The sequence below is a fragment of the Candidatus Nitrospira nitrificans genome, from assembly GCF_001458775.1.
GTDB lineage: Bacteria > Nitrospirota > Nitrospiria > Nitrospirales > Nitrospiraceae > Nitrospira_D > Nitrospira_D nitrificans.
Genome location: NZ_CZPZ01000011.1, coordinates 69576 through 91167, shown reverse-complemented (window position 1 = coordinate 91167; position 21592 = coordinate 69576). Strand labels below are relative to the sequence as shown.

21 protein-coding genes are annotated in these 21592 nt (G+C 58.4%); 14 read left to right on the top strand and 7 right to left on the bottom strand.

Annotation, left to right across the window (positions count from 1 at the left end; genetic code table 11):
• Positions 1-81: 81 nt before the first annotated feature.
• Positions 82-723 (top strand): hypothetical protein, encoded by a 642-nt coding sequence (locus tag COMA2_RS08045; RefSeq protein ID WP_090896326.1) that lies wholly within the window; start codon positions 82-84, stop codon positions 721-723.
• A gap of 77 nt (positions 724-800) precedes the next feature.
• Positions 801-1043: a recombinase family protein gene (locus COMA2_RS08040; protein WP_090896324.1), complete on the top strand. Its 243-nt coding sequence runs from the start codon at positions 801-803 to the stop codon at positions 1041-1043.
• A 19-nt stretch (positions 1044-1062) separates the two neighbouring features.
• On the opposite strand, the gene COMA2_RS08035 is transcribed toward COMA2_RS08040, so the two are convergent.
• The gene (locus COMA2_RS08035) at positions 1063-1524 is read right to left on the bottom strand and encodes a hypothetical protein (RefSeq protein ID WP_090896322.1); all 462 of its coding nucleotides are present in this window, start codon (positions 1522-1524) and stop codon (positions 1063-1065) included.
• A 1-nt stretch (position 1525) separates the two neighbouring features.
• Positions 1526-2536: a YlbF family regulator gene (locus tag COMA2_RS08030; RefSeq protein ID WP_090896319.1), complete on the bottom strand. Its 1011-nt coding sequence runs from the start codon at positions 2534-2536 to the stop codon at positions 1526-1528.
• A 397-nt stretch (positions 2537-2933) separates the two neighbouring features.
• Between COMA2_RS08030 and COMA2_RS08025 the strand changes: the two genes are divergently transcribed.
• The 8 genes from COMA2_RS08025 (at position 2934) to COMA2_RS07990 (ending at position 9813) form a co-directional block, all read left to right on the top strand.
• The gene (locus COMA2_RS08025) at positions 2934-3953 is read left to right on the top strand and encodes an alkaline phosphatase family protein (RefSeq protein ID WP_090896316.1); all 1020 of its coding nucleotides are present in this window, start codon (positions 2934-2936) and stop codon (positions 3951-3953) included.
• A gap of 78 nt (positions 3954-4031) precedes the next feature.
• Entirely contained in the window at positions 4032-4430 is a 399-nt protein-coding gene (locus COMA2_RS08020) for a hypothetical protein (RefSeq protein WP_090896312.1), read from the top strand.
• Positions 4423-5778 (top strand): HEAT repeat domain-containing protein, encoded by a 1356-nt coding sequence (locus tag COMA2_RS08015; protein WP_090896309.1) that lies wholly within the window; start codon positions 4423-4425, stop codon positions 5776-5778. The genes COMA2_RS08020 and COMA2_RS08015 overlap by 8 nt, the downstream gene beginning before the upstream one ends.
• Before the next feature lie 90 nt (positions 5779-5868).
• Entirely contained in the window at positions 5869-6972 is a 1104-nt protein-coding gene (locus COMA2_RS08010; RefSeq protein WP_090896307.1) for a HEAT repeat domain-containing protein, read from the top strand.
• Entirely contained in the window at positions 6960-7217 is a 258-nt protein-coding gene (locus COMA2_RS08005; protein WP_090896305.1) for a hypothetical protein, read from the top strand. Before COMA2_RS08010 ends, COMA2_RS08005 begins: the two co-directional genes overlap by 13 nt.
• A 5-nt stretch (positions 7218-7222) precedes the next feature.
• On the top strand, positions 7223-8323 hold the full coding sequence (locus COMA2_RS08000) for a HEAT repeat domain-containing protein (RefSeq protein WP_090896302.1): 1101 nt from the start codon (positions 7223-7225) through the stop codon (positions 8321-8323).
• A complete protein-coding gene (locus COMA2_RS07995; RefSeq protein ID WP_090896299.1) occupies positions 8316-9083 on the top strand; it encodes a HEAT repeat domain-containing protein in 768 nt (255 codons plus the stop codon). The genes COMA2_RS08000 and COMA2_RS07995 overlap by 8 nt, the downstream gene beginning before the upstream one ends.
• Before the next feature lie 25 nt (positions 9084-9108).
• The gene (locus COMA2_RS07990) at positions 9109-9813 is read left to right on the top strand and encodes a HEAT repeat domain-containing protein (protein ID WP_175304462.1); all 705 of its coding nucleotides are present in this window, start codon (positions 9109-9111) and stop codon (positions 9811-9813) included.
• A gap of 199 nt (positions 9814-10012) precedes the next feature.
• Here the strand turns inward: COMA2_RS07990 and COMA2_RS07985 are convergent, their stop codons facing one another.
• Entirely contained in the window at positions 10013-11338 is a 1326-nt protein-coding gene (locus tag COMA2_RS07985) for a UDP-glucose dehydrogenase family protein (protein ID WP_090896293.1), read from the bottom strand.
• Between the two features lie 194 nt (positions 11339-11532).
• On the opposite strand from COMA2_RS07985, the gene COMA2_RS07980 reads away from it, so the two are divergent.
• Positions 11533-13080 (top strand): fused MFS/spermidine synthase, encoded by a 1548-nt coding sequence (locus COMA2_RS07980; RefSeq protein ID WP_090896290.1) that lies wholly within the window; start codon positions 11533-11535, stop codon positions 13078-13080.
• 61 nt (positions 13081-13141) lie between these two features.
• On the opposite strand, the gene otsB is transcribed toward COMA2_RS07980, so the two are convergent.
• Together otsB and COMA2_RS07970 are read right to left on the bottom strand one after the other, a co-directional pair.
• On the bottom strand, positions 13142-13969 hold the full coding sequence (otsB, locus tag COMA2_RS07975) for a trehalose-phosphatase (RefSeq protein WP_090896288.1): 828 nt from the start codon (positions 13967-13969) through the stop codon (positions 13142-13144).
• 6 nt (positions 13970-13975) lie between these two features.
• Positions 13976-16216: a trehalose-6-phosphate synthase gene (locus COMA2_RS07970; RefSeq protein WP_090896285.1), complete on the bottom strand. Its 2241-nt coding sequence runs from the start codon at positions 16214-16216 to the stop codon at positions 13976-13978.
• A gap of 48 nt (positions 16217-16264) precedes the next feature.
• On the opposite strand from COMA2_RS07970, the gene COMA2_RS07965 reads away from it, so the two are divergent.
• The gene (locus tag COMA2_RS07965; RefSeq protein WP_090896282.1) at positions 16265-18049 is read left to right on the top strand and encodes a glycoside hydrolase family 15 protein; all 1785 of its coding nucleotides are present in this window, start codon (positions 16265-16267) and stop codon (positions 18047-18049) included.
• 94 nt (positions 18050-18143) lie between these two features.
• Here COMA2_RS07965 and COMA2_RS07960 read toward each other — a convergent pair whose 3' ends face one another.
• A complete protein-coding gene (locus COMA2_RS07960; protein WP_090896279.1) occupies positions 18144-18356 on the bottom strand; it encodes a hypothetical protein in 213 nt (70 codons plus the stop codon).
• A complete protein-coding gene (locus tag COMA2_RS07955) occupies positions 18353-18682 on the bottom strand; it encodes a PilZ domain-containing protein (protein ID WP_090896277.1) in 330 nt (109 codons plus the stop codon). The genes COMA2_RS07960 and COMA2_RS07955 overlap by 4 nt, the downstream gene beginning before the upstream one ends.
• 113 nt (positions 18683-18795) lie before the next feature.
• Here COMA2_RS07955 and lnt point away from each other — a divergent pair, with 113 nt between their 5' ends.
• Both lnt and prfB read left to right on the top strand, forming a co-directional pair.
• Positions 18796-20412, top strand: coding sequence for an apolipoprotein N-acyltransferase (lnt, locus tag COMA2_RS07950; protein WP_090896275.1), 1617 nt, complete (start codon positions 18796-18798; stop codon positions 20410-20412).
• Positions 20413-20434: 22 nt separating this feature from the next.
• Positions 20435-21578, top strand: a protein-coding gene (prfB, locus tag COMA2_RS07945; protein WP_342672605.1) for a peptide chain release factor 2 whose coding sequence is annotated in 2 segments (ribosomal slippage) — positions 20435-20500 and positions 20502-21578 — 1143 coding nt in all. Because the reading frame shifts where the segments join, the coding sequence is not laid out codon by codon here.
• Positions 21579-21592 lie beyond the last annotated feature (14 nt).

Here is a 21592-nt window from a genome sequence, read left to right as displayed (position 1 = left end):
ACAGGGTTGACATGACCCACCTCTTAGCACTTTGGCAAGGCGTGCGAAAGCACTGAAGGTGACTTTGGAGGAATGAGTGAAATGAATGAGTTTATCAGTGAAGATGATCTGCAAACGTTTGAGGGATGGCTAAAGTATCAGGCTATTGACACTTCCATGATGACTACGGAGGAGTTGACCACCTGGCGGTACTGTTTCGAGGAGACACGGAAGCAGCGTGCTGCAAGCTCCAAGGTTGGGCTGATGAATCTCAAAACAGTTCCTGGGGAGAATAAATATGCGGTCGCGGTTCGTGAGGGAACAGACCTGTTCCTTGTTTTATGGATACGGCGCAATCAAAAAGGAGAGTATTTTGTTTTGAAACCGATGAGCGATAGACAATTGGATCTACATAGTAGGCACCATCATGATGGCACCCTTCACCATAAAGTTTTCAAGCAAAAGGTTCTCCCAGCTCAGAAGTCTCAGTCATTCCCCATTATAAATGGATTCACACCGAAGGATACTGGAGCCATCTGTGATCCGAAGGCATTCACCGGCATCGTCGAGGTTGCATCAGGAATTCTTGGGCCACGGCATGGCTGTATTGGTGTGGTTCTTGCTGATTCGGGTAGTGGTCTGCCCGACTATACGTGGGCGTATGAAATATTAACTCAAACGGTTTTTCGTGAAGTATCGCCGCACGTTGTAGTTTCAATCATGCGCAAGAAACATTCCGGCTAAAAGAGCCGCCACCGTGATCATCGACCTGAACGCACTAAGGTTCACAAAGCAGACCGGACATTAGCAGGGATTGAGCCATGAGAGTCGCGTTGTACGCCCGCTTTTGCAGTGAAAGTCAGCGAGAAACATCGATTATAGACCAGTATCGAAGTTGTGAGAACTATGCCGCACGACAGCATGGCTGGGAGATTATCCAGCGCTATGAAGATCGCGCTATTTCTGGCACCAAGGATGCGGATGCACGGCCTGGCTATCGTCAGGTGCTGGCCGACGTCAAGGCTAAGTTGTTCGATGTAGTTCTGGTTGATGATTTCAGCTAACGGTCACGATGCATGCGGGTTAACGAACCACCGCGGGCGTGGGTTCCGCGACTTCTGGCGTCACCTTTGGCTGGATTTGATTCTTCGGCATCACAGCCGTCGCCGTACAAATCTTATTCTCTTCATCGATCCGGCGATCAATGATTTTCACGTCTCGTAGGTATTCCTGAACGATTTCTTCACGAGTCAGTTCGATGTCTTGTTCGCTCTCGCGCCCCGACCGTTCACGGACACGGTCGATCATGTGTTCCTTGACCAACACACGAATTTGCTTGGCCAGATCGGTCCGAGCTGAAAGCTCCGACACACGCCGGCAGACAACCTGGCCTTTGGTAAGATCACCCTGGCCTTTGCCGATCCAATACTGATCGGGAGAATAGCCCACTTCGGCAGCTGAACTCGTGATGAACCCATTTCCCCAGCTAAGCCAGAACCCCACCGCCGTAACAAGGATTCCAAGGTTCTTCTTCAAGGCTTCCATTTTAGCGGCCTCCGCCCGGTGCCCCGAAGGACGGAGTTCCCCGATGAGGCGGACCTGGTTGCTGCAATCCCGGCGGCCCCTGAGGCACTCGCCTTGCTCCGCCAAAACCTTGGACAGATTGACGATCACCCTGAGGCGATCCGGGTGTCCGATGAATGATCTCATTCAATGGCCGAGCGCCCGGCAATCCACCAGGAGGCGGCACCAGCTCATGGCTCGGCATCCGGCCAGGCTTGCTCCCAGGCCTCGGCGCGTGAGGCGGAGCCGGTTGCCGGCTGGTGATGATCTGTTGCGCGATCGCGACATGTGGATTGTTCGGGGAAAGGCCGATCGCGTTATTGAGCAGGGATTGGGGGAAACCAACCGGTGAGACCAACACCCAATTTGTCCAAGCCTGCGACACCATGGCGTTTGATTGTACCCGATCGATGATTTCCTTCCGCTTGTGCGCCGCCTGCTGGATCTGATCCGGTGTGGATGCATTGCCCAACGCTTGATTGGCCGATTTGAGTTCCTCTTGCAGCTGTTCATTTTCTTGTTTCAGTTCGGCCAGCTGAACACGGGCATCCTCGTTTTCCCGAAGCGCCGTAATCGCCCGCGCCACTTCTTCCGTATCCATCTGCGCCAGGAGGTCCGCTGTTATCACCACGACATCGCCGTCGAGAGCCGTGGAGATCCGCTGATTGAGCACGATCACTAATCCAGCCGTGTAGGTACGGATTTCATCTTTGGTCACATCCATGTCACTCACGACGGTGACGCTCTCAAGGTAGGTCGCGACTTGTTCGAGGGCGTTCCGCTTGGCCGCCTCGGTCGCGAGTCGGACGGCATCTTCACGGGTATCGCGGTCACCCATCCGGTACTCGCCTTGCGCATTGACAACCCTGATATCAGCGAGCGCGGGGGCGGCGGTGATGAACACCGCAAGCGCGAGAAACAAAACAATGGGTCGATACGATTGATAAGACAGCAGGCAGATGGGAGGCTGCTGATGAAAAACTTGACCCGACATCGCCTCCCCTTTCTCGCCCCTGCGCACGGATGGAAACGGTGAGCGGTTTCAGCATAGCAGCCGGAAGGCGGTTCCGCCAGCAATCGCCCGGTGCTTCCCCACCTTGCCTTCCGGAAAATTTGCATGTTAGGGTACCGTTCTTACTTCAGCAGGCTGCGGAAAAACGTGGTCGATGCCATATGGCCAGAATTTTCCGTTCGGTGCTGACACCAGAATTACTTCAGGATGCTCAAAAAGGCTGTCCGGCAAGACCGCAGCGAGTGAAGGGGCGAGCGTACGTTTCGGTACGTTGAGCCTCTGAGCCCGCGTCGCCGACTTTGCGAGGCGGGCGAGGCGAGAACGAAGCTGGCGGACTTTTTCAGCATCCTGTTAGGATACATGCGGGTGATACTGCGCTATGACATCTCCATCACGGCACCTTCGCTCGATCCTTGTCGGTCTCCTGACCGTCTTATTTGAAACCGGGGTCTACGCAGCCGGTGGTGCGGCGCTCCCGATCGGGAAAGAAACAGCACCCCCGGGGACTGGGACGGAACATGTCATCCTCTTTGTGCTGGAGGGATTCGGTCAAGAATCGCTCAAAGGCGGAACGATGCCGGTCCTGAGCAAGCTCATCAAGGACGGGTCGGTGACCTGGTCCGCGAGCGGAGTTAAGCCGGCCCTACGATTGCCCACGATGGCATCGCTCGTGACCGGCATGCCGGTGGAAAAACATGGAATTACGTGGAACTTTTTTGAATTCAGCCGAGGGTACCCTCGCCATCCCAGCCTCTTTGACTACCTGGATCTGAGCGGGGGCCGAGACAGCGCCATCTTTTACATGGATGAGTCTCTGTATCAGCTCGCCAAGCCGGAACCCTACACCGACTATCAACTCTGCGGGGCATTGCGGCCCGAGTGCGGCTCTCAAAAACTCGTCGCCTACATCCAGCAGTATCTGCAAAAGGCGACCAGCGGACACGGATATGGGCACGCGATTCTCTCCCTGCCTCATTTGCTGGTGGTTCACCTCCCGGAAGCAGGAAGGGCCGGAGTAACCCACGGCTGGGACTCGAAAGAATATCGAGAGGCGTTACGAACGGTCGATGACGCCATGAAGTCTGTCCTGAACCTCTTTCAGGAGTATTCACTTTCCGGGCGCACCACCGTCGTCGTCACCACTCTCAGCGGAAGGGGGACCGACCCTGGCGCCGAGGTCCCCACGACAGAGTCGCCGGTCGTTCCCTGGATCGCCTCGGGAGCCGGAATAAAACATGGCCGACTCATCCGTCGGCCGGTGTCGATCATCGATACCGGAGCCACCGTGATGAAAATCCTGAAGCTGGAAACTCACATGGAATGGGAGAGTCAGGCCGTGGAGGAAATTTTCGAAACCGCCGGGGCCACTCCAGCCGCACGGCCCCGCAAGAAACGTTAGTCAACCATGCGCTACGCTACCCTCATGCGACATTGGTCTCTCCTGATATGGGGTTGCACGCTGACGAGCCTGCTGGTTATGGCCGACTCGAAGGAGGGGTCAGCGGGAGACCCTCCGGCTGCTCATCTCAGGGAACATGGGATTACCATCGACGCCACGAAGCTGGTCCCCACTTCCTGGTGGCAAGTCCCAGGTGTGACGCCCTCGATCTGGAATTCGGATCCCGAGTCGCTCGATGCGCCCAAGACATCCGAGCGCCGGGAACTGCGGTTGAAGCCGGGCAAGTATAAGTTCATCAGCTTCACATTCGATTTTCCCTTTACGGTGAATCTCAACGGCACGCTCGATTTTTCAAAATCCTTGGATCAATGCGTCGAAGGCCGCGGGACACAGGCGTTGGTGGTGGTGTGCAAACGCATGTACCCCTACGGCGGGCAACGCGACGCCTATTACGATCAGAAACCGAACGATGGCTAACGCACTCGACGATCTGTTGGAAGCGCTTGAAGATGTGGACGATGCCACCCGAGAGGAGGCGGCGAAGACGCTGGCCGACCTGGGCGATCCCGTTACCCTGGACGCGCTGATCAGCGCTTGCGGCGATGACTTCTGGTCCGTGCGGGCCCATGCAGGCTGCGGCGTCGCGAAAATCGGCGGCCCGAAGGCGGTCGAAGCTCTGGTCGGCCTTTTCAACGATTCCATCATGGAAGTTCGCGATCAAGCGGTCGAGGCCGCGGTAAAGATAGGTCCGATCCTGGTCGATCGCCTGGTGACCGCCATGAAAGACGAACGTTGGCGCATACGCGAATATGCCGCCAAGGCGGCCGGCAAGATCAAGGACTCCAGAGCGGTCGACGCGCTGATCGGCGCCTGTCGCGACCGGGACGGGGCCGTCAAAAGCGCAGCCGCGGAAGCCTTGGGCAGAATCGCCGATCCAAAAGCCATTCCGTCCCTGATCAAGCTGTTTCGGGATTCTTCGAAGATCGTGCGCGAGACAGCCGGAACGGCGCTGGTGTACATCGGGTATCCCTCGGTCGATCCGTTGATCGACAGTCTCAAAGACAAGGATTTTGTGGTTCGATGTCACGCGGCCCGCGCGTTGGGCGGGATGACCACCGACTATCAAATCGGCAGGTCCTGGGTCCAGGACGCCAAGGTCGTGGATGCCTTGATCGCCGCCTTGAAGGATGCTGACCGAGCCGTTCGCGAAGACGCGACCATCGCGCTCGGCATGATCGGTGATCCCCGCGCAATCGACGCGCTGGTTGAAGCCATGAAAGACGGAGCCGTGAAGCGCCATGCCATCGCCTCACTCGGCATGATCGGCGATGCGCGCGCGCTCCCGGCCGTGTTGGACGCCTTGAAGGGCAAGGGCATCAAACAGGAGGGCACGCCGACACCCGGATGCATCGTCAGCGAAGATGCGTTCATCAAGGAAGCCGCCGCCACGGCCCTCGGTCAGTTTCGCGATCCTCGCGTGATTCCGGATTTGATCATGCTGCTGAAAGACGGAGTCTTGCGTGAAAAGGCCGCGGCGGCGCTGGCGGTGATCGGAGACGCGGCCATCGAACCCTTGATTGCCTTCCTCTACGACCCCAAAGCGTCCGAAGTCGAGGCTGAAAAGGAACGCGTGCTCTCTTACGCGTCTGTTCGGCTGACAGCCAAAGACGCTCTGAAACAGATCGTGCTCGATACGTTGGATAAGCTTGGATGGACGCCTCCTGATGAAGTGGTGGAGATCAGCTCAAGTCAGGCCGACAACCTGCGCGTCGATCGACCGTTAGGGCAAACCGGGCGATTTGGCCCGTCCGGCGACATCGCGTGACACGCACGCGCGAATCCATCGCTCTTCGGTGACGACCGCGAGTTCTTTCCCCACGTGAACCACGATCCTTCGCGTGGGCCGGATGACAGCATGACCGATATAGTGACGGAACAGATCGCGGCACTCAAGGACCAGGATTGGGCTATCCGTGGTGAAGCGGCCGTCCTGCTCGGCACCTTCCAAGATCCGCGAGCGGTGGTTCCCCTGGTGGCCCTCCTTCGGGACCAGGACCGTTCCGTGCGGGAGGCGGCGATTGAAGCGTTGCGCTCGATCGGAGCCTCGGCCGTCGATGCAGTGGGAACCTGCCTCATGGAGCCGGATCTCTCGGTCCAGGAATCAGCGTCGGCCATCCTGGCCGCCATTGCGGATGAGCGGGTGCTCGCGCCGCTCATCGCGGCCCTGCGCAGCGGCGACTGGATCGTTCGGATGCACGCGGCCAAGGCGTTGGGGCGGGTACGGAACACAGATGCGGTTGAGCCGCTCCTTCCGCTGCTTCAGGACAAAGTCAAAGCGGTTCGTGAGGAAACGGCTGCCGCTCTGGCCGCCATCGGCGACGCGGCGATTCCATCGCTCTTGAAGGAGTTGCAGCATGAGGACTGGCTCGTTCGTCTGCATGCGGTGGAATCGTTGGGGAAGTCAAAATCGAAAGGGGCTGTGGAACCGCTGTTGTCGGTGTTGTTCAACGATCGAGACTCGGCGGTTCGCGAAGATGCGGTGCGAGCCCTCGGCGAGATCGGTGATCCCCAGGCGGTCGAGCATCTGTTCATGGTCATGCGCGAGCCCGGACTGCGGACGGTGGCGGTTGAAGCACTCGGACGGATCGGCGATCGACGCGCCGTTCCGGTCCTGATCGATGTCGTCACAGGGGCCAATCCTCCGGAAGTGACGAGGCCGGTGGCCGGCTGCGGAGACCAATGGAATGAAGAAGCGATCACGCAAAGCGCGGCGGCTCGGGCACTGGGCATGATCGGCGACGAGAGGGCCATCCCTTCGCTTGTCGCGGCGTTGGACCGGACATGTACACGAGTGGAAGCGGCGGCGGCCTTGGCCAAATTCGGGTCGAAGGTCGTTCCCTTTCTGCTTCCGCTGTTGAACGAGCCTCGTGATGAAAATCTCCTGTTTCACGTCCGTGAGACACTGGCGTCGGTCAGATGGAGAAGCAACGGGCGGTCACGGACGGGATGGAAGCAATAGCCTACGGGATGTTCAAAAAGACCTTTGATCTCACCCGCCCAACCCCGGCGCGCCCGCTCAGCGAGGCGAGCTCGCCTCGCGCCTGCGTCGACGCCCGGCGCGGCGAAGCCGAGGGCCATGACGCGTCGTTCCACGGGCAAGGCCGCGGCGAGCGAAGCGAGGCATACTTTATTCTGTATGTTGAGCCTCCAAGCGATGCGAAGGCGAAGCTGGAGGGCTTTTTCAACATCCCGCTCCCCCACTGACTATCATGCCGAAGGAAACGATAGAGACGCTGGTCTCCGAACTGATCCATGAAGAGGATTGGCGCCGCATGCGAGCCACGGCCGCTTGTGTGGCCGGCGGTCCCCGTTCGGTGCAGGCGCTCATCGAGGCCCTCCGGTCCGGGCCCACCGAATTAAAAAAAGAAGCCGCCGCGATGCTGGCCCGTATCAAAGATCCGCAAGCCGGAGTTGCGCTCGTCGGCCTACTCGAACATGACGAGGAGGTTGTTCGAAAAGCCGGTGCGTCAGCCCTTGAACAGATGGCAGGAGTGCTCGACACGGACACGGCTCGGGCGCTGGTGGCCTTGCTTCCTAAAACTCAGGACCGTGCGACCCGACAAGTCCTCAGCCACCTGATCGGGGCGATTCCCACATCGGTTCTCTCCCTCTGCGACATGCTGAAACATCCTGATGAAGAGGTGCAAGTCGCGGCGGCGCTGATGCTTGATCAATTATTGGATCCCCGTTCCCTTGATGCATTCATCGACGCCATGGGCCGGCCGGCCGTTCGAGATATCGCCGTCGGCACGTTGAAGAAACTGGGCGCGATCCGGGAACGAATCGATGAAACGTTCAATGCGTTGCGTGAAGTCGAAGGGGCCAGCGAACGTGAGGAAGCGCGCATGGCGACGGTCATCGACCTTCTCGGGATCGGTCGGCCGAGCGTGGAAATCCTGATCGAATATCTCGAAGACGATGATTGGCTTGTGCGCGAGGCCGTGGCCGACTTATTGGGGAAAATCGGGGATGTGCGAGCCGTCGAGCCCTTGATGAAGCGGCTGGAACAGGACAAGGATACCGGCGTGAAAGAATTGGCGATCAAATCCCTTGGACTGATCGGCGATGCGCGGCCCACCCGGCTCTATCTCGACGCCATTCCCATCCGCCCGCTGCGGGTGTATGCCATGGAAGCCTTGGCCAAGATCAAGGAAGTGGAGGTCCTGCGCCCGCAGAAAGAACTCTTTGACCGACTCCGAACGGATCGTGACGGCCTCGTGGCGTATAATGCGGGCTTGATCGCCGACAAACTTGAAGCCATCATGGCCACGGAAAGTCAGCCCCCCGAAGAGGATACCGAGAATGACTGAACAAGGTGCATCGGATCGAATCGATCGACTCATTCAAGCATTGCACGACGAGAACGAGGCCCTGCGCGACCATGCGATCGCGAGCCTCGGCCAAACCGGTCCGGAGGCGCTTCCCCGGTTGATCGACCTTATGGCCGATGAAGATGCGGTGATTCGAGAGGCCGCGGCGAGCGCGGTCGTTCGGATGGGGCCATCCGTCGTCGAGCCGATGATCGAAGCCTTAGAAGACAGCTCCTGGGCGATCAGAGAACAGGCGGCCTCGGCACTCGGAAAATTGCGGGACCGACGGGCCACCGAGCCTCTCGTCAAGGCAATCAAGGACCGTGACGGCGCCGTCAGGACGGCGGCTGTGTGGGCGCTGGAGCGGATCGGCGACTCGCAAGCGGTGCCCGGGTTGATCGATGCGCTCATGGACAACACCCTCCGCGAAGATGCGGCCCGGGTGCTGAAGAAGATCGGCGACGTGCGGGCGGTGGAGGCCTTGATTGATGGGCTCTTAGGCTCCAATTGGATGGTTCGGCGTCATGCGGCAGAGGCGCTGGGCAAGATCGGTGATCGCCGAGCCGTCACTCCCTTGATGGCATCGCTGAAAGACGAAGACTGGTTGGTCAGGCGCAATGCCGCCGAATCACTCGCGCGGCTCGGCGCGACAGAAGCCATTCAGGCCTTGCTGGGGCTGCGCGAGGACGAGAACACGATGGTGCAAGAAACCGTCGAGGCCGTGCTGGCCAGTCTCGGCTGGACACCTGAACCGCAATAACCCAAACCGTAGAGGATACATGCCCATGGCGGATGAAGCTCCGAAGTTGATTCAGATCGTTCCGAAAGGTGGAGAAAAGAAAGACGGTTTCAACCTGGTGACCGAGCGGGTTGTGGCGGTCAACCCCGAAAGCAGGCAACTCGAGGTCGAACTCCTGGCTTACGACGGCAAGACAGTCGTGCTGGACGTGGACGAGGACGCGCTCGAGGATCTGAAAAAGATCAAGGCGGGAGACGGCGCCACGATCCGTGTGGTGGAAGAAGGCGGCAAGCGGGTCGCGAAGAGCTTCAGGATTCGTCCTAAAGATCCCAACACCGCCAAAGCCGACGCCATGTTGCTCGATCTCAGGGATACCCATTGGCTCAACAGAAAATACGCGGCAGAAGTCTTGGGTGAGTTGAAAGATCCACGCGCGGTCGATCCCTTGGTCGCGGCATTGAACGACGAGGTCGGCGACGTGCGGCAACGAGCCTATGATTCATTGATCAAACTCGGCGGTCCCTCCGTCCCGTCGCTCATTCCGCTCCTGGTTTCCGAGGAGGACGAGATACGTCAATCCGCAACCGAAATTCTTCGAAAGATCGGCAAACCGGCCGTCGAACCGCTGGCCACCGCGTTGACCGATGCCGATGAACGGCTGAAGACTCGCATCATGAAAGTGCTCGATCGAATGGGGTACAAGCCAAAGACCAAGGAGCAGGCCAAAGCCGAGCTGCCGAGGCTGACCTAGCAGGGTTTTAAAAAAGTCCGCCTGCTTCGTTCCCCCCCTTGCCGAAGCGGCTTCGCGAGACAGGTCGCAGCGCTTGAAAGTGCCTGAAGCCCTTCGCCGGCTCAAAGGCCCTCGGCTTCGCCGCGCCGGGCGTCGACGCAGGCGCGCCTGGGTGGGCGGGTGAAAACGTTGGCCTTTTTGAACAGCCTGCGGGCTCCGCTCAGCGAGTGTGCTTGAGACCCTGTGCCATGCGCCCGACCGATACATGCGTGAATCCGACGGCCCCAACGCGTTCGGGATCGTAGACGTTGCGGAGATCGAGCAAGAGGGGAACTCGCATGACGGACTTCAGTTTTTCAAAGTCGAGATTTCGAAACACATTCCACTCGGTCATCAACACCAGCGCATCAGCTCCTTCAGCCGCGTGGTAGGTATCTCTGCAGGGCTGGAGCTCGGGCATGATCTGACAGGCTTCCGTGAGGGCCTCCGGATCATACGCGCGAATGCTCGCGCCCTCGGCCAGGAGGGCGCGACCGATCGCCAAGGCCGGGGCCTCCCGGATGTCGTTGGTATTGGGCTTGAAGGAAAGGCCCAGCATCGCCAACGTCTTGCCTTTGAGTCCCCCGACCGCCTCTCGAATCTTGTCGATCATCCGTTCTCGCTGAATGTCGTTCACCCGTGACGCGGCGGAAGCGATCTGCATAGGATAGCCGTTTCGCTCACCGGTCTGAATGAGCGCGGCGAGATCTTTCGGGAAGCATGAGCCTCCGAACCCGGGGCCTGCGTGAAGAAACTTCCCCCCGATGCGATGATCAAGCCCCATGCCCTTCGCCACCATTTGCACATTGGCTCCGACTTTTTCGCACAGATTCGCGATCTCATTGATGAACGAAATCTTCGTCGCCAGGAACGCATTGGAGGCATATTTGATGAGCTCAGCGGTCGGCACATCCGTTACAACGATCGGTGTTTCGATCAAATACAGGGGTCGATACAGGTCCTTCATGATCGCCACCGCTTGATCGCTGTCCGCGCCGATCACCACGCGATTCGGTCGCATGAAATCCTCAATGGCCGACCCTTCGCGGAGAAACTCCGGATTTGAGACCATATCGAACCCAAAGGCATTCGCCTGAGCCTTTGCAATCACCTCGCGAAGTTTTGCGCCGGTGCCGACGGGCACTGTGGACTTGGTCACGATGACCTTGTAGCCGGTCATGTGCCGCGCAATCCCTTTGCCGACTTCTTCGACGTAAGAGAGATCGGCGGAACCATCGCCCCGAGGCGGAGTCCCGACCGCGATAAAAATGACCAACGCCTTCTCGACGGCCTTCGCGATGTCCGTGGTAAAACTCAGCCGGCCTTCTCTGATCCCCTTGGCCACCAATTCCTTGAGCCCAGGCTCATAAAACGGAACCTCGCCTTTCTCCAGCTTCTCGATCCTTCGCCCGTCGCTGTCCATGCAGGTTACGTGAACGCCGAACTCGGCGAAACATGCGCCCGTCACGAGTCCGACGTAACCGCTCCCGATCACACTGATGTGCATGATTCCTCCCTGGTTGCTTTAAGTAAGTGGTGCGAAAGTATAACAACCTGAACCGCATGGAGCAACGAATTCCAGGATGATCGGCTCCATGAAGGTCCTTCCCGCTTCGTTGACTCTCGGAAAATGCGTTGAGTACAATCCGACGCCGTTTCCCACGCTATCAGGAGAGAGGCTCCATCCCGTTGTTCAAATCGATGACTGTACATCCTGCCCACATTCCCCGCTGGTTTCTGCTCGTGACCGCCCTTGTGACCGGAGCGGTGGTGATGGCGTTGGAAATCCTCGGCAGCCGGCTGTTGGCTCCCGTCTTCGGCAGTTCGTTGTTTGTCTGGGGCGCGCTGATCGGAGTGATTCTGGCCGCCATGAGCAGCGGATACGCGTTCGGCGGATGGATCTCGGATCGCTATGCCGGCAGTGGGGTGCTGGCCGCCCTGTTGTTTTTTTCTGGAAGCTGGACGTTTCTCGTCGCGTGGGCGAACCAACCTATTCTGTTTGAGATCGAGAAGATGGTGCAAGACCCACGCTGGGGCCCTTGCCTGGCCGCGACTGTTCTCCTCGCCCCCCCCGCGTTCGGACTCAGCGGCGTATTGCCGGCCATGTTGCGTTTGGCGGTCGCGGACATGGATCACCTCGGTCGGCAGACAGGCCGCATGATCGCCCTGTCGACCGTCGGCAGTCTGGCCGGCACGTGGGGCACTGCCTTCTTTCTCCTATCGTGGCTCGGAAGCCAATCGCTGATGGCCTGGCTGGGCGGCATTCAGGTCGGACTTGGAATCTTGTGGTTCATGAAAGGGACCTTAGTCCGCCCCTTGATAGGACTGCTTGTCCTTGGTTGCTTCGCCTTGTTGGGAACCCTGGCTCTCCATCCGATCCCACGATTGAAGGCCCCCATCTATCAAGAGGAAAGTCCGTACCAGCAGGTCCGAATTCGAGAAGACGATCTCTTTCGGTATCTCGTGTTGGATCGTACGTTCCACGCCACGATGTGGAAAGTCGACCCGACGACCCTCTTTCTCCCCTACAGCCAAATGATGGTGTCTTCGCTGGCATTGGTGTCCGAACCGAAGCGCGGCCTCATTCTCGGCCATGGCGGCGGTTCGCTCGCAAAGTGGTTGGCGCGGCACTGGCCGGCTTTGGAGTTGGATATCGTGGAGTTCGACCCGGTCGTCGTCCGAATGGCCGAAGAGTATTTTGAGTACCGCCCGCCGGCCAATCATCGCGTCTTCGTGAAGGACGGGCGAGCCTTTCTCAACGCGACGGATCACACCTACGATGTCATGTGGATCGATGCGTTCGCGCGAGACATGATCCCTTTTCATCTCACCACGGCGGAGTTTTATTCCTTGGTGCGCGCGCGCCTCAACCCGGAGGGAATCGTCGCGGTCAACCTGGCCTCATCCGGGAAAGAAAGCGATCTCGCTCGAGCCGCGGCGGTCGTGCAAACCATGCGACAGGCCTTTCCGGTCCTCGCCACCTTCGCCGTCGAGGGGCCGTGGAAAACGGGAATGACCCCGGCGAAGAATCTGATCTTCTTCGGAGGCCATGCGATCGAGCATGAAACAGAGAACGCGCTCGTGGCCAAGATCACGGACATGGCGATGAATCAGCGCCTGCCGATGGAAACACTCGCGCTGTTGAGCACTCGCCGGATCGATCCCTGGCCGCCCGGCGTCGTCCTGAGCGACGATTTTGCCCCCTACGATCTTCTCCTCGGACGAGAACGATCGCCATTGGTGGAATAATGAGGACAGGCGGCGTATCGGCGGCTGCGGTAGAAGTGTCCATGAATACTGCGGGCGAGATCTATTCGTTGGGATGCTGAGCAGGCCGAGTGGCTCCCTGTTCATGGCAGCCGCTCCACGTACAAATGCTTTGATCACCGGCCTCGCCGAGCAGTCGAAGCACCTCGGCGATTTCCGCCTGTCTTTTGAGAAAATACCGAGCCGCGGACCCTTTCTTCTTGCCGACTCGCACGGTCAGAATGCGGTGATCCCGAAGCGCAAAGACATCCTCATCAGTTTCGTCGTCTCCCACGTAGAGAGCCGTGCCGCAGTCAAGACGGCGCATGTACTCCAGCACCGCCGTGCCCTTGTGTGACGCCGTCGGCGGCATCACATTGACGACGGATTTCCCAAGGACAATGCGAGGAGGCGGAGACAATTCGGCGACGATGCGGGAGATCAGCGCCCGAGCCTCGTCCCGCTGATCGACGGTTCGATAATGGAACGAGAGCGAATAGGATTTATTCTCGACGGCCACGCCGCTTCGAGTCAGCTCATCCTGAAATCGTCCGGTGATCAATTGCAGCCATCCGGAGCTGGTCTCGCGGACTTGCTGGATATCCTCCTGGCGCGTGTGAGGGCCTTCTGAACCATGGTTTCCGATCAAGTGGGGCACGGCGGTTCCAACACGCGAGCGGAGGTCCTCCACGGAGCGTCCCGAGATAATGGCGGTGGGAACGCGCTTCGCGAGTTCCTCGAGCCAGAAACGGATGGGACGCGATAGCCTCGCCGCATGATGCTCTCGGACGATCTTCGCCAGAGTTCCGTCAAAATCAAACGCATACAGCGAACGACCTTTTCGGAGCGCTCCGAGCTCGCTTCTCCCTGTTTCCGTCAATAAATAGTCCATCGTCCGTCAACTCAACAAACTCGGCCGCCGCACCTGTTTCATGACCCGCTCCTTTTGTCTCATGCGGGCGGCATCGATCAGCATGCGCCCGGCCCAGCGATACACGTTGAATTCCTGGATCAAGCCGCGCATGCTCTGCATCCTGGCCCGCTGCTCCACCTTCGGCATCGTCAGGCCAAGGTGCAGCGCGGCCGCAAATTGATCGATGTCGTAAGGGTTGATCACCAACGCCTCCGTCAGTTCCCGAGCGGCTCCTGTGAATTGACTCAGAATCAACACTCCCTGCTCGTCATCCCGGGCGCCGACGAACTCCTTGGCCACCAAATTCATGCCGTCATGGAGGCTGCTGACGACGCAGATGTCCGCGCCGCGATAACACTCACAGACCTGAGACGCCGCGTGATGCTGAATCCGCAAGCAGATCGGTTCATACCCGTCGCGCCCAAACCGCTTGTTGATCTGCTCGGCCAAGGCATAGACCTGGCTGGTGAAATGCTGGTACTGCTCGATCATGGAACGGCTGGGAGCGGCGATCTGAATAAAGGTAAACTTCCCGATCCATTCGGGCTGGAGTTCCAGTAATCGTTCCACGGCCATGAATCGCTCTAGGATCCCCTTCGTATAATCAAGCCGTTCGACCCCAAGGCCGATGAGGCGATCGGGAGGCATCCCGTAGAACGCGCGCAGTTTCGATCGACATTCCGGAACCGGTTGTTGATCGCACAACCCTTGCAGGGGCCACTCGATGGAAATCGGATAGGGGTTGACCGCCGTCATTTTCCCCCCATAGGAAACCGTCGAACTGTTTCGATCGATGCGCGCCTCGAGTATCCGGTCGACACAGTCGATGAAGTTGTTGCAATGGACTCTGGTATGGAACCCCAGGATGCTGCTCCCAAGCAGCCCTTCCAAAAGTTCCTGCCGCCAGGGACAGATCCCGAAACTTTCCGCATTAGCCCACGGAATGTGCCAGAACGTGATGATCGTCGCCGTCGGCAACCGATCTCGGATGAGCTTTGGAACCAGGGCGAGGTGATAATCCTGAATGAGGACGACCGGATTGTCGGTCGTGGCCTCCTCATAGACCGCTTGAGCGAAACGCTCATTGACGGCGACGTAGTGTTTCCAGTCGGACGAACGGAACGTGGGCCGAACGTGGGCGATGTGGCAGAGCGGCCATAATCCCTCGTTGGCAAACCCGTAATAGTATCCGGCCTCTTCCTCCGCGGTCAGCCACACACGCCGAATCTCATAGGCGGGATGCCCCGGTGGAACACTGACATGGTTTCGGCCGTCCACCACCTCTCGATCTGCGGATCCGTTCCCATGCGCGACCCATGTCCCGGAACAGGCGCGCATGACCGGCTCAAGCGCCGAGACCAGTCCGCTCGCCGGCACCTGCACGACGATTTTCTGATCCTGCCAATAGTGCGCATAGGGCTGCCGGTTGGACACGATCAGCACCTGATCGCCCGAAAACTGCTCATGGAGAATGGATTTGAGGCTGGCCGGAGACCATGAAATCTGCGTCTCATCGCGCATGCGGCGATCCGCTTCAAGAGCCTGGACCAACGAGCGCAAGTCCTTCGCCAGCGGCTGGAGTTCCGGAGCATGTTGCTCCTGCGTCAGGGGGTTCAGGAGTCGTTCGCCCTTGACCATCGCTCGAACCCCGGCCACCCATTCTTTCCAGCTGAAATGCGCGACCAAGACCGTCACGAGCGAGATGACCGCCGTAAGTCCCGCAAATAAATAAAAGACGTAGCGTTTGGTGTCGCTGCTCCGTTGTTGGATAAACCTCATGTCGTGCAGAAGGAGAAGACGTCCCAGCCGGCGCCCGTTGGATTCAATGGACGCCGACATGATATGAAGCGGTCCGCTGCTGAAAGATCGCAGGGTCGAGGAGTTGGGAGCGAGGTTCAGCGTATCCCGACAGGTCACATCCTGCGGATAGGCCTGAGTCTCGTAGAGCAGCCGATTCTCAAGGTCGCAAAAGCCCAGGGCATATAGCCGCTCATCCTGAATAATGCGCGTAAAATAGGCGGAGATCTTGTCTTTCGAATTGGTGATCAGAAGGTCCGCCAGCGGTCCTTCCATCGTGTTGACCATGAGCTTGGACCGCATATCGAGATCACGGACAAACCATTTCAATTCGAGTGAATCGACGAGCGGGATGACCCCATAGGCGATCACGGCCAACACGATCACCAAGGGGAGCACAAAACGCAGAGAGAGCGCGAGCAGCCTCATGGAAACAAGGTAGTTTACTTTCCCCGAGAAATCAAATATGGTCACTCTATGTATCAGTACGGTCTCATCGGAAACTGTCAGGTTTCCGCTCTGATCAGCGCGCACGGGTCTCTCGACTGGCTGTGTCTTCCGAGACCCGACAGCCCCCCGATCTTCGGGAAAATCCTGGACCAGGAGGGCGGCCAGTTTTCCATCTCCGCATCTATCCCGTCCTCGGAAACAACTACGACACAACAGTACCTCCAGAATACCAATATCCTGGTGACGACCGTCTCGTTACCCAACGGGGACGCCTTCCGGATTACCGACTTTTGCCCGCGCTTCCTGCAATATGGCCGCATCTATCGTCCGGCCGCCCTATTTCGAATCGTTGAGCCGCTGAACGGATCACCGTCTATTCGTGTCTGTTGCAAGCCGGTTTCCGGTTGGGACAAAGCGCCGGTTCGACCCGTCCGCGGCAATAGCCACGTGCGGTACGATATTCGCGGAGACTACTTGCGGTTGCTGACGAATATGCCGCTGACATACCTCTGCGAGGAAACGCCGGTCATCCTGACGTCGAAGATGTATTTCGCGTTGACGTGGGGACTCGGGATTGAAGATGACCTCGTCAAGGTCAGTCACGAATTCCTCGATCAGACGACCAAATACTGGCAAACCTGGGTCAAACAGTGCTCGATCCCCGTCGTCTATCAGGAGGAGGTCATCCGCTCGGCCCTCGCGCTTAAACTCAACTGTTATGAGGACACTGGAGCGATTCTCGCCGCGCCCACCACCAGTTTGCCCGAGGAACCAGGAGGACCACGCAACTGGGACTATCGCTACTGCTGGCTGCGCGATGCGCATTTCTCGCTCTCGGCGTTTCACAATCTCGGCCAATTTGAAGAAATGGAAGGCTTCCTGAAGTTTCTCCTCAATGTCGGCTATGCCAGCGAGCAATCCCACGATCGCTTGGCGCCGGTTTATAAACTCAGTCAGGATCTGCCCCTTCCGGAAATCGAGCATGTCAACTGGCAAGGCTTTCTCGGAAGCCGGCCCGTCCGGAGCCATAACCAAGCCGCCGAACATACACAGAGCGACGTGTACGGCGAAATGATACTCACGCTGGCTCCGATCTTCTTCGACAACCGGTTCATTGACCTGCGGACCAAAGATCATGAAGCGCTGGTCGCCAATTTAGTCCGCCTCTGCGAACGAAGCATCTCTCAGCCGGATGCCGGGCCATGGGAGATTCGTAACGGCTGGAAAGAACATTCGTTCACAAATCTCATGTGTTGGGCCGGCCTGGATCGCGCCTATCGCATGCAGCGGGCCGGGTTCCTCCGCGATCTCCCGACCAATCTGGACAGCGCCCGCGCGCGAGCGGCAAATGCTTTATTGCAAGCCACCAAGGACAAGGCCCTCAGGAACGGACCGACCGACGATAGTTACGACGCATCCCTAGCCCAATTGGCCATTCTTGGGTTTCCGGATCGAGAGGTGTGCGATACGACGATCACGCAAATTAAACAAGCCCTCTCTGTGCGCCGAGAAGGAAAAGAAACGGGGTTTTTCTTCCGCTACCTCCGGCAGGATGATTTCGGCAAACCGCAGTCGAGCTTTGTCATTTGCTCGTTCTGGGTCGTTCAGGCGTTGGCCAAACTCGGTCGTCTCGCCGAGGCGAAGCAGATCATGAATCAAATCCTCGCGGGCGCCAACGGCGTCGGGCTCTTTGCGGAGCACTTTGTGCCGGACACTCGCGAACAACTCGGAAACTTCCCGCAGGCCTATTCCCACGTCGGCTTGATCAACGCCGCGTTCGCCGTCAGCCCTCCCTGGAGCGATGTGCTGTAACAGCGCAGTGCCCGTATCCGTTCTCTTCCATTGCCATAACGTCGGAGGCGGCAGAAACCGGGACGGAGCGTCCCGGGGAGAATGGAATCCACGCTTATTTTTTATTTCGACAGAGGAGGCCGAATGAGCTGCCGAGGGCGAGACCCCCGAGGAAGGTGAGGCCGAGGATGACGCCGAGCAGAGAGGTGGGCGGACCCGCTTGACGGCGAATATGGCAGCGGGCTTGGGATCCGACGGTCGCCTCACCCCCGATCCAGAATCGCGGGTCATCCGGCTGCGTTTCGGTCTCAGGCCCCATGGATTTCATGTCTTTCCTCCTTCATCAAGCGCAATACTTTCATCGATCAACTGTTCCAATTCATCCAACTCCTGCTCAGGGAGATCGACAAACCGAACCCCGAACGTTCGATCGACCGCCCATTGCACTTGGGCTTGCTCGATCAGGATCGGTGTGTCGTCGCCTGGGACAATCAGCTTGACGGCGATCTGCCTTCCTGGTTGAACGACAAGAGAGCTTTCAATCCGGGCGCCGCCGAGCGACAGATCGACGGTTTCCCCCTCGACCTCGTGCGAGTTTGCCCGAAGCAGACTCTTGACTTGAGCCGGAACCCGACGATGCCGACGTCGCTCCATGCAAACTAGAATACCTCTTCCATGAGGGAAAAGCACCTGGAGCTTTCCCAAGTCGCTGATTGTTCAAGCCTTCTCTTGCAAGTCGTCGAATCTTTTGGATAAGGTACGGCACGATGGAACAAGTTCGTTCGCGTCAGATCCTCCTTGCTTGCGCGAGCGGACTGCTCTTGCCTTTCTGTTTCCCGAAATTTGACCTAGGGTTGCTGGCCTGGATCGCCCTGATTCCCCTTCATCTCGCGCTCGATCAATGCTCCAGACGGCGAGCCTTTTGGCTCGGCTGGCTGACCGGTCTCGTCGGGTTCACCGGGATCATGGCCTGGGTCGTTACCGCCATGACCACCTACGGCAAGGTTCCCGAACTCGTGAGCTACGCAATTTTGCTGCTGCTGACCACCTATCTCGGACTCTATGTCGGTCTCTATAGCCTCGCCGTCGTCTGGTTGCGCGAGCTCATCCCACGCTATGGGATATTCTTTGCGCCCTGCTTCTGGGTCGCGCTCGAATTGTTCCGTACCCACCTGCTCTCCGGCCTTCCCTGGTGTTTGCTCGGCTATTCGCAATACCGCGAACTAGACCTGATTCAGGTGGCGGACCACACGGGGGTGTACGGCATTTCCTACCTCATCATCCTGGTGAATGTGGCCTTCGCTGAGCTGTTCTTATGGATCATGCCGTTTTTTCGTGGATGTCACCCGGTCAAGCTTCCGTGGGAACTGCTCACGACGGCGGCAGCCTGCATGCTGCTGTCCTGGTTCTATAGTTCGGCGGTCCTGAGCGATCGAGATCGGCAAAGCCTGAAGACCTTCATTACCGTCGGCGTCGTTCAACCGAATATCGATCAAGCCGTGAAATGGGATGCGTCATTCCGCGACGAGACTATGCGGAGGTTCGACCGCCTGACGGCCCAACTGGGAACCAATGCCGACCTCGTCGTGTGGCCCGAGGCGGCCACGCCGTTTATTTTGGAGCGGGAGAAAGAGTATCAGTTGCAGCTCATCGCATGGGCGGAACGCGCGCAGGCGCCGATCCTCCTCGGCAGCCCGGCCTTGAGATTTTATCCGGATCGCCGCCCCTACCTGTTGAATAGCGCCTATCTGCTTGGAACGGACGGCATAGTCCTCGGCCGTTATGACAAACAGCATCTCGTCCCGTTCGGCGAGTATATCCCCCTCAAATCATCGCTCCTGTTTTTCCTCGATAAACTCGTCGAAGGCATCGGCGATTTCGAAGCAGGACCGGGACCGACGACTTTTTCGTTCAGCCCGAAATCATGGAACACTCAACGTTCGTCCGGTTCCCGACCGGTCAAGTTCGGGGTGGCGATCTGCTATGAGGTCATCTTCCCGGATTTGGTCCGTCAGTTCGCGGCAAACGGCGCGGAGTTTCTGGTGACCATCACCAATGACGGCTGGTTTGGACCGTCCTCGGCCCCCGCCCAGCACTTTGCCATGGTCGTCTTTCGCTCCGTGGAAAATCATCTGGCTTTCGCGCGGGCGGCCAACACGGGGATCTCGGGGTTCATCGATCCGTTCGGACAGATCATCGACGCGACGCCTATTTTTGTCGAGCAGGCATCGTATACGACGATCCCGACCAGACAAGCCCGCACGTTTTACAGCTATTACGGCGATGTGTTTGCCCACGCCTGTGTTATAATCTGCGCCCTGTTGTGTCTGTTCGGCTATTTCCGCACCAAGGAACCAGCCCTGACGGCCATCACCCCGGCATGACCGAAGAAGGAGGATCGTGGCAATGATAGAGGACGTGGAAGTTCGTGTTCGCTCTCTCGCGCAACAAGTCTCTGAACTACGGGGGCATCTTTGACTTCGCTCATATGACGGCCGACTTACAAGAACTCGAAGCGCAGATGGGCCAGCCGCACTTCTGGAACGATGCCCGTTCCGCCGCCGCGGTGAGCAGGAAAAAATCGACGATCGAGCAAGAGCTGCGGCAGTGGCGCGAGATCGAGACCAAAATGGGCGATGTGGATGCGCTGCTTGAGCTCGCCCGCGAAAGCGGCGACTCGGCGCTGGAAGCCGAGCTGGCGAGTGAACTGAATCAGTTGGAACCACGCCTCGCCACCCTGCGTGTCGAGCTCCTCCTGTCGGGAGAGCTGGACTCCAATAATGCCATTATGGCGATTCATCCCGGCGCCGGCGGCACGGAATCGCAGGACTGGGCGCAAATGCTCCTTCGGATGTATGTGCGGTGGGCGGAACACAAGAAATTCAAGGTGGAAACACTGGACCTGTTGCCCGGCGATGAAGCGGGCGTCAAGAGCGTGACGCTCTCCATCACGGGACCCCATGCCTATGGATACCTGAAGGCGGAAGCCGGGGTCCATCGCTTAGTGCGCATTTCCCCGTTCGACTCCAACAAGCGGCGGCATACGTCGTTCGCGTCCGTCTTCGTGTATCCTGAACTGAGCGAGGACCTCGACGTCGCGGTAGAAGACAAGGACCTCCGGATCGATACCTTTCGGGCGGGCGGCGCCGGAGGGCAAAACGTGAACAAAGTGGAAACCGCCATCCGGATTACGCACTTGCCGTCCGGTATCGTCGTGCAATGCCAGAACGAACGCTCCCAACTGCAGAATCGAAACGGCGCGATGAAAATCCTAAAAGCGCGCCTCTTCGAATTGGAACAGAAAAAAAAGGAAGCGGAGTTCAACGCCATCGTCGGCGAGAAAAAGGATATCGCATGGGGCAGCCAAATTCGGTCCTATGTGTTCCAGCCCTATCAACTGGTCAAAGACCACCGGACAGGCCATCAATTCAGTAACGTCTCCGCCGTCATGGACGGGGATCTCGATGGGTTCATCGAGGCCTTCTTGAAGAAGAAACTGGAGAAGGGAAGCGATCAACTCTCACCGGTCGGACCGGAAGACGACCTGTGACAAAACACCGTATC

Coding starts and splice junctions, on each gene's coding strand:
- COMA2_RS07965 (WP_090896282.1), top strand. CDS start 16,265: ATGTATCAGTACGGTCTCATCGGAAACTGTCAGGTTTCCGCTCTGATC.
- COMA2_RS07955 (WP_090896277.1), bottom strand. CDS start 18,682: ATGGAGCGACGTCGGCATCGTCGGGTTCCGGCTCAAGTCAAGAGTCTG.
- COMA2_RS08030 (WP_090896319.1), bottom strand. CDS start 2,536: ATGTCGGGTCAAGTTTTTCATCAGCAGCCTCCCATCTGCCTGCTGTCT.
- COMA2_RS07990 (WP_175304462.1), top strand. CDS start 9,109: ATGGCGGATGAAGCTCCGAAGTTGATTCAGATCGTTCCGAAAGGTGGA.
- COMA2_RS08035 (WP_090896322.1), bottom strand. CDS start 1,524: ATGGAAGCCTTGAAGAAGAACCTTGGAATCCTTGTTACGGCGGTGGGG.
- COMA2_RS07985 (WP_090896293.1), bottom strand. CDS start 11,338: ATGCACATCAGTGTGATCGGGAGCGGTTACGTCGGACTCGTGACGGGC.
- COMA2_RS08015 (WP_090896309.1), top strand. CDS start 4,423: ATGGCTAACGCACTCGACGATCTGTTGGAAGCGCTTGAAGATGTGGAC.
- COMA2_RS07995 (WP_090896299.1), top strand. CDS start 8,316: ATGACTGAACAAGGTGCATCGGATCGAATCGATCGACTCATTCAAGCA.
- COMA2_RS08025 (WP_090896316.1), top strand. CDS start 2,934: ATGACATCTCCATCACGGCACCTTCGCTCGATCCTTGTCGGTCTCCTG.
- COMA2_RS08010 (WP_090896307.1), top strand. CDS start 5,869: ATGACCGATATAGTGACGGAACAGATCGCGGCACTCAAGGACCAGGAT.
- COMA2_RS08000 (WP_090896302.1), top strand. CDS start 7,223: ATGCCGAAGGAAACGATAGAGACGCTGGTCTCCGAACTGATCCATGAA.
- COMA2_RS08005 (WP_090896305.1), top strand. CDS start 6,960: ATGGAAGCAATAGCCTACGGGATGTTCAAAAAGACCTTTGATCTCACC.
- COMA2_RS08020 (WP_090896312.1), top strand. CDS start 4,032: ATGGCCGACTCGAAGGAGGGGTCAGCGGGAGACCCTCCGGCTGCTCAT.
- COMA2_RS07970 (WP_090896285.1), bottom strand. CDS start 16,216: ATGAGGCTGCTCGCGCTCTCTCTGCGTTTTGTGCTCCCCTTGGTGATC.
- COMA2_RS08045 (WP_090896326.1), top strand. CDS start 82: ATGAATGAGTTTATCAGTGAAGATGATCTGCAAACGTTTGAGGGATGG.
- COMA2_RS07960 (WP_090896279.1), bottom strand. CDS start 18,356: ATGAAATCCATGGGGCCTGAGACCGAAACGCAGCCGGATGACCCGCGA.
- COMA2_RS07980 (WP_090896290.1), top strand. CDS start 11,533: ATGACTGTACATCCTGCCCACATTCCCCGCTGGTTTCTGCTCGTGACC.
- lnt (WP_090896275.1), top strand. CDS start 18,796: ATGGAACAAGTTCGTTCGCGTCAGATCCTCCTTGCTTGCGCGAGCGGA.
- otsB (WP_090896288.1), bottom strand. CDS start 13,969: ATGGACTATTTATTGACGGAAACAGGGAGAAGCGAGCTCGGAGCGCTC.
- COMA2_RS08040 (WP_090896324.1), top strand. CDS start 801: ATGAGAGTCGCGTTGTACGCCCGCTTTTGCAGTGAAAGTCAGCGAGAA.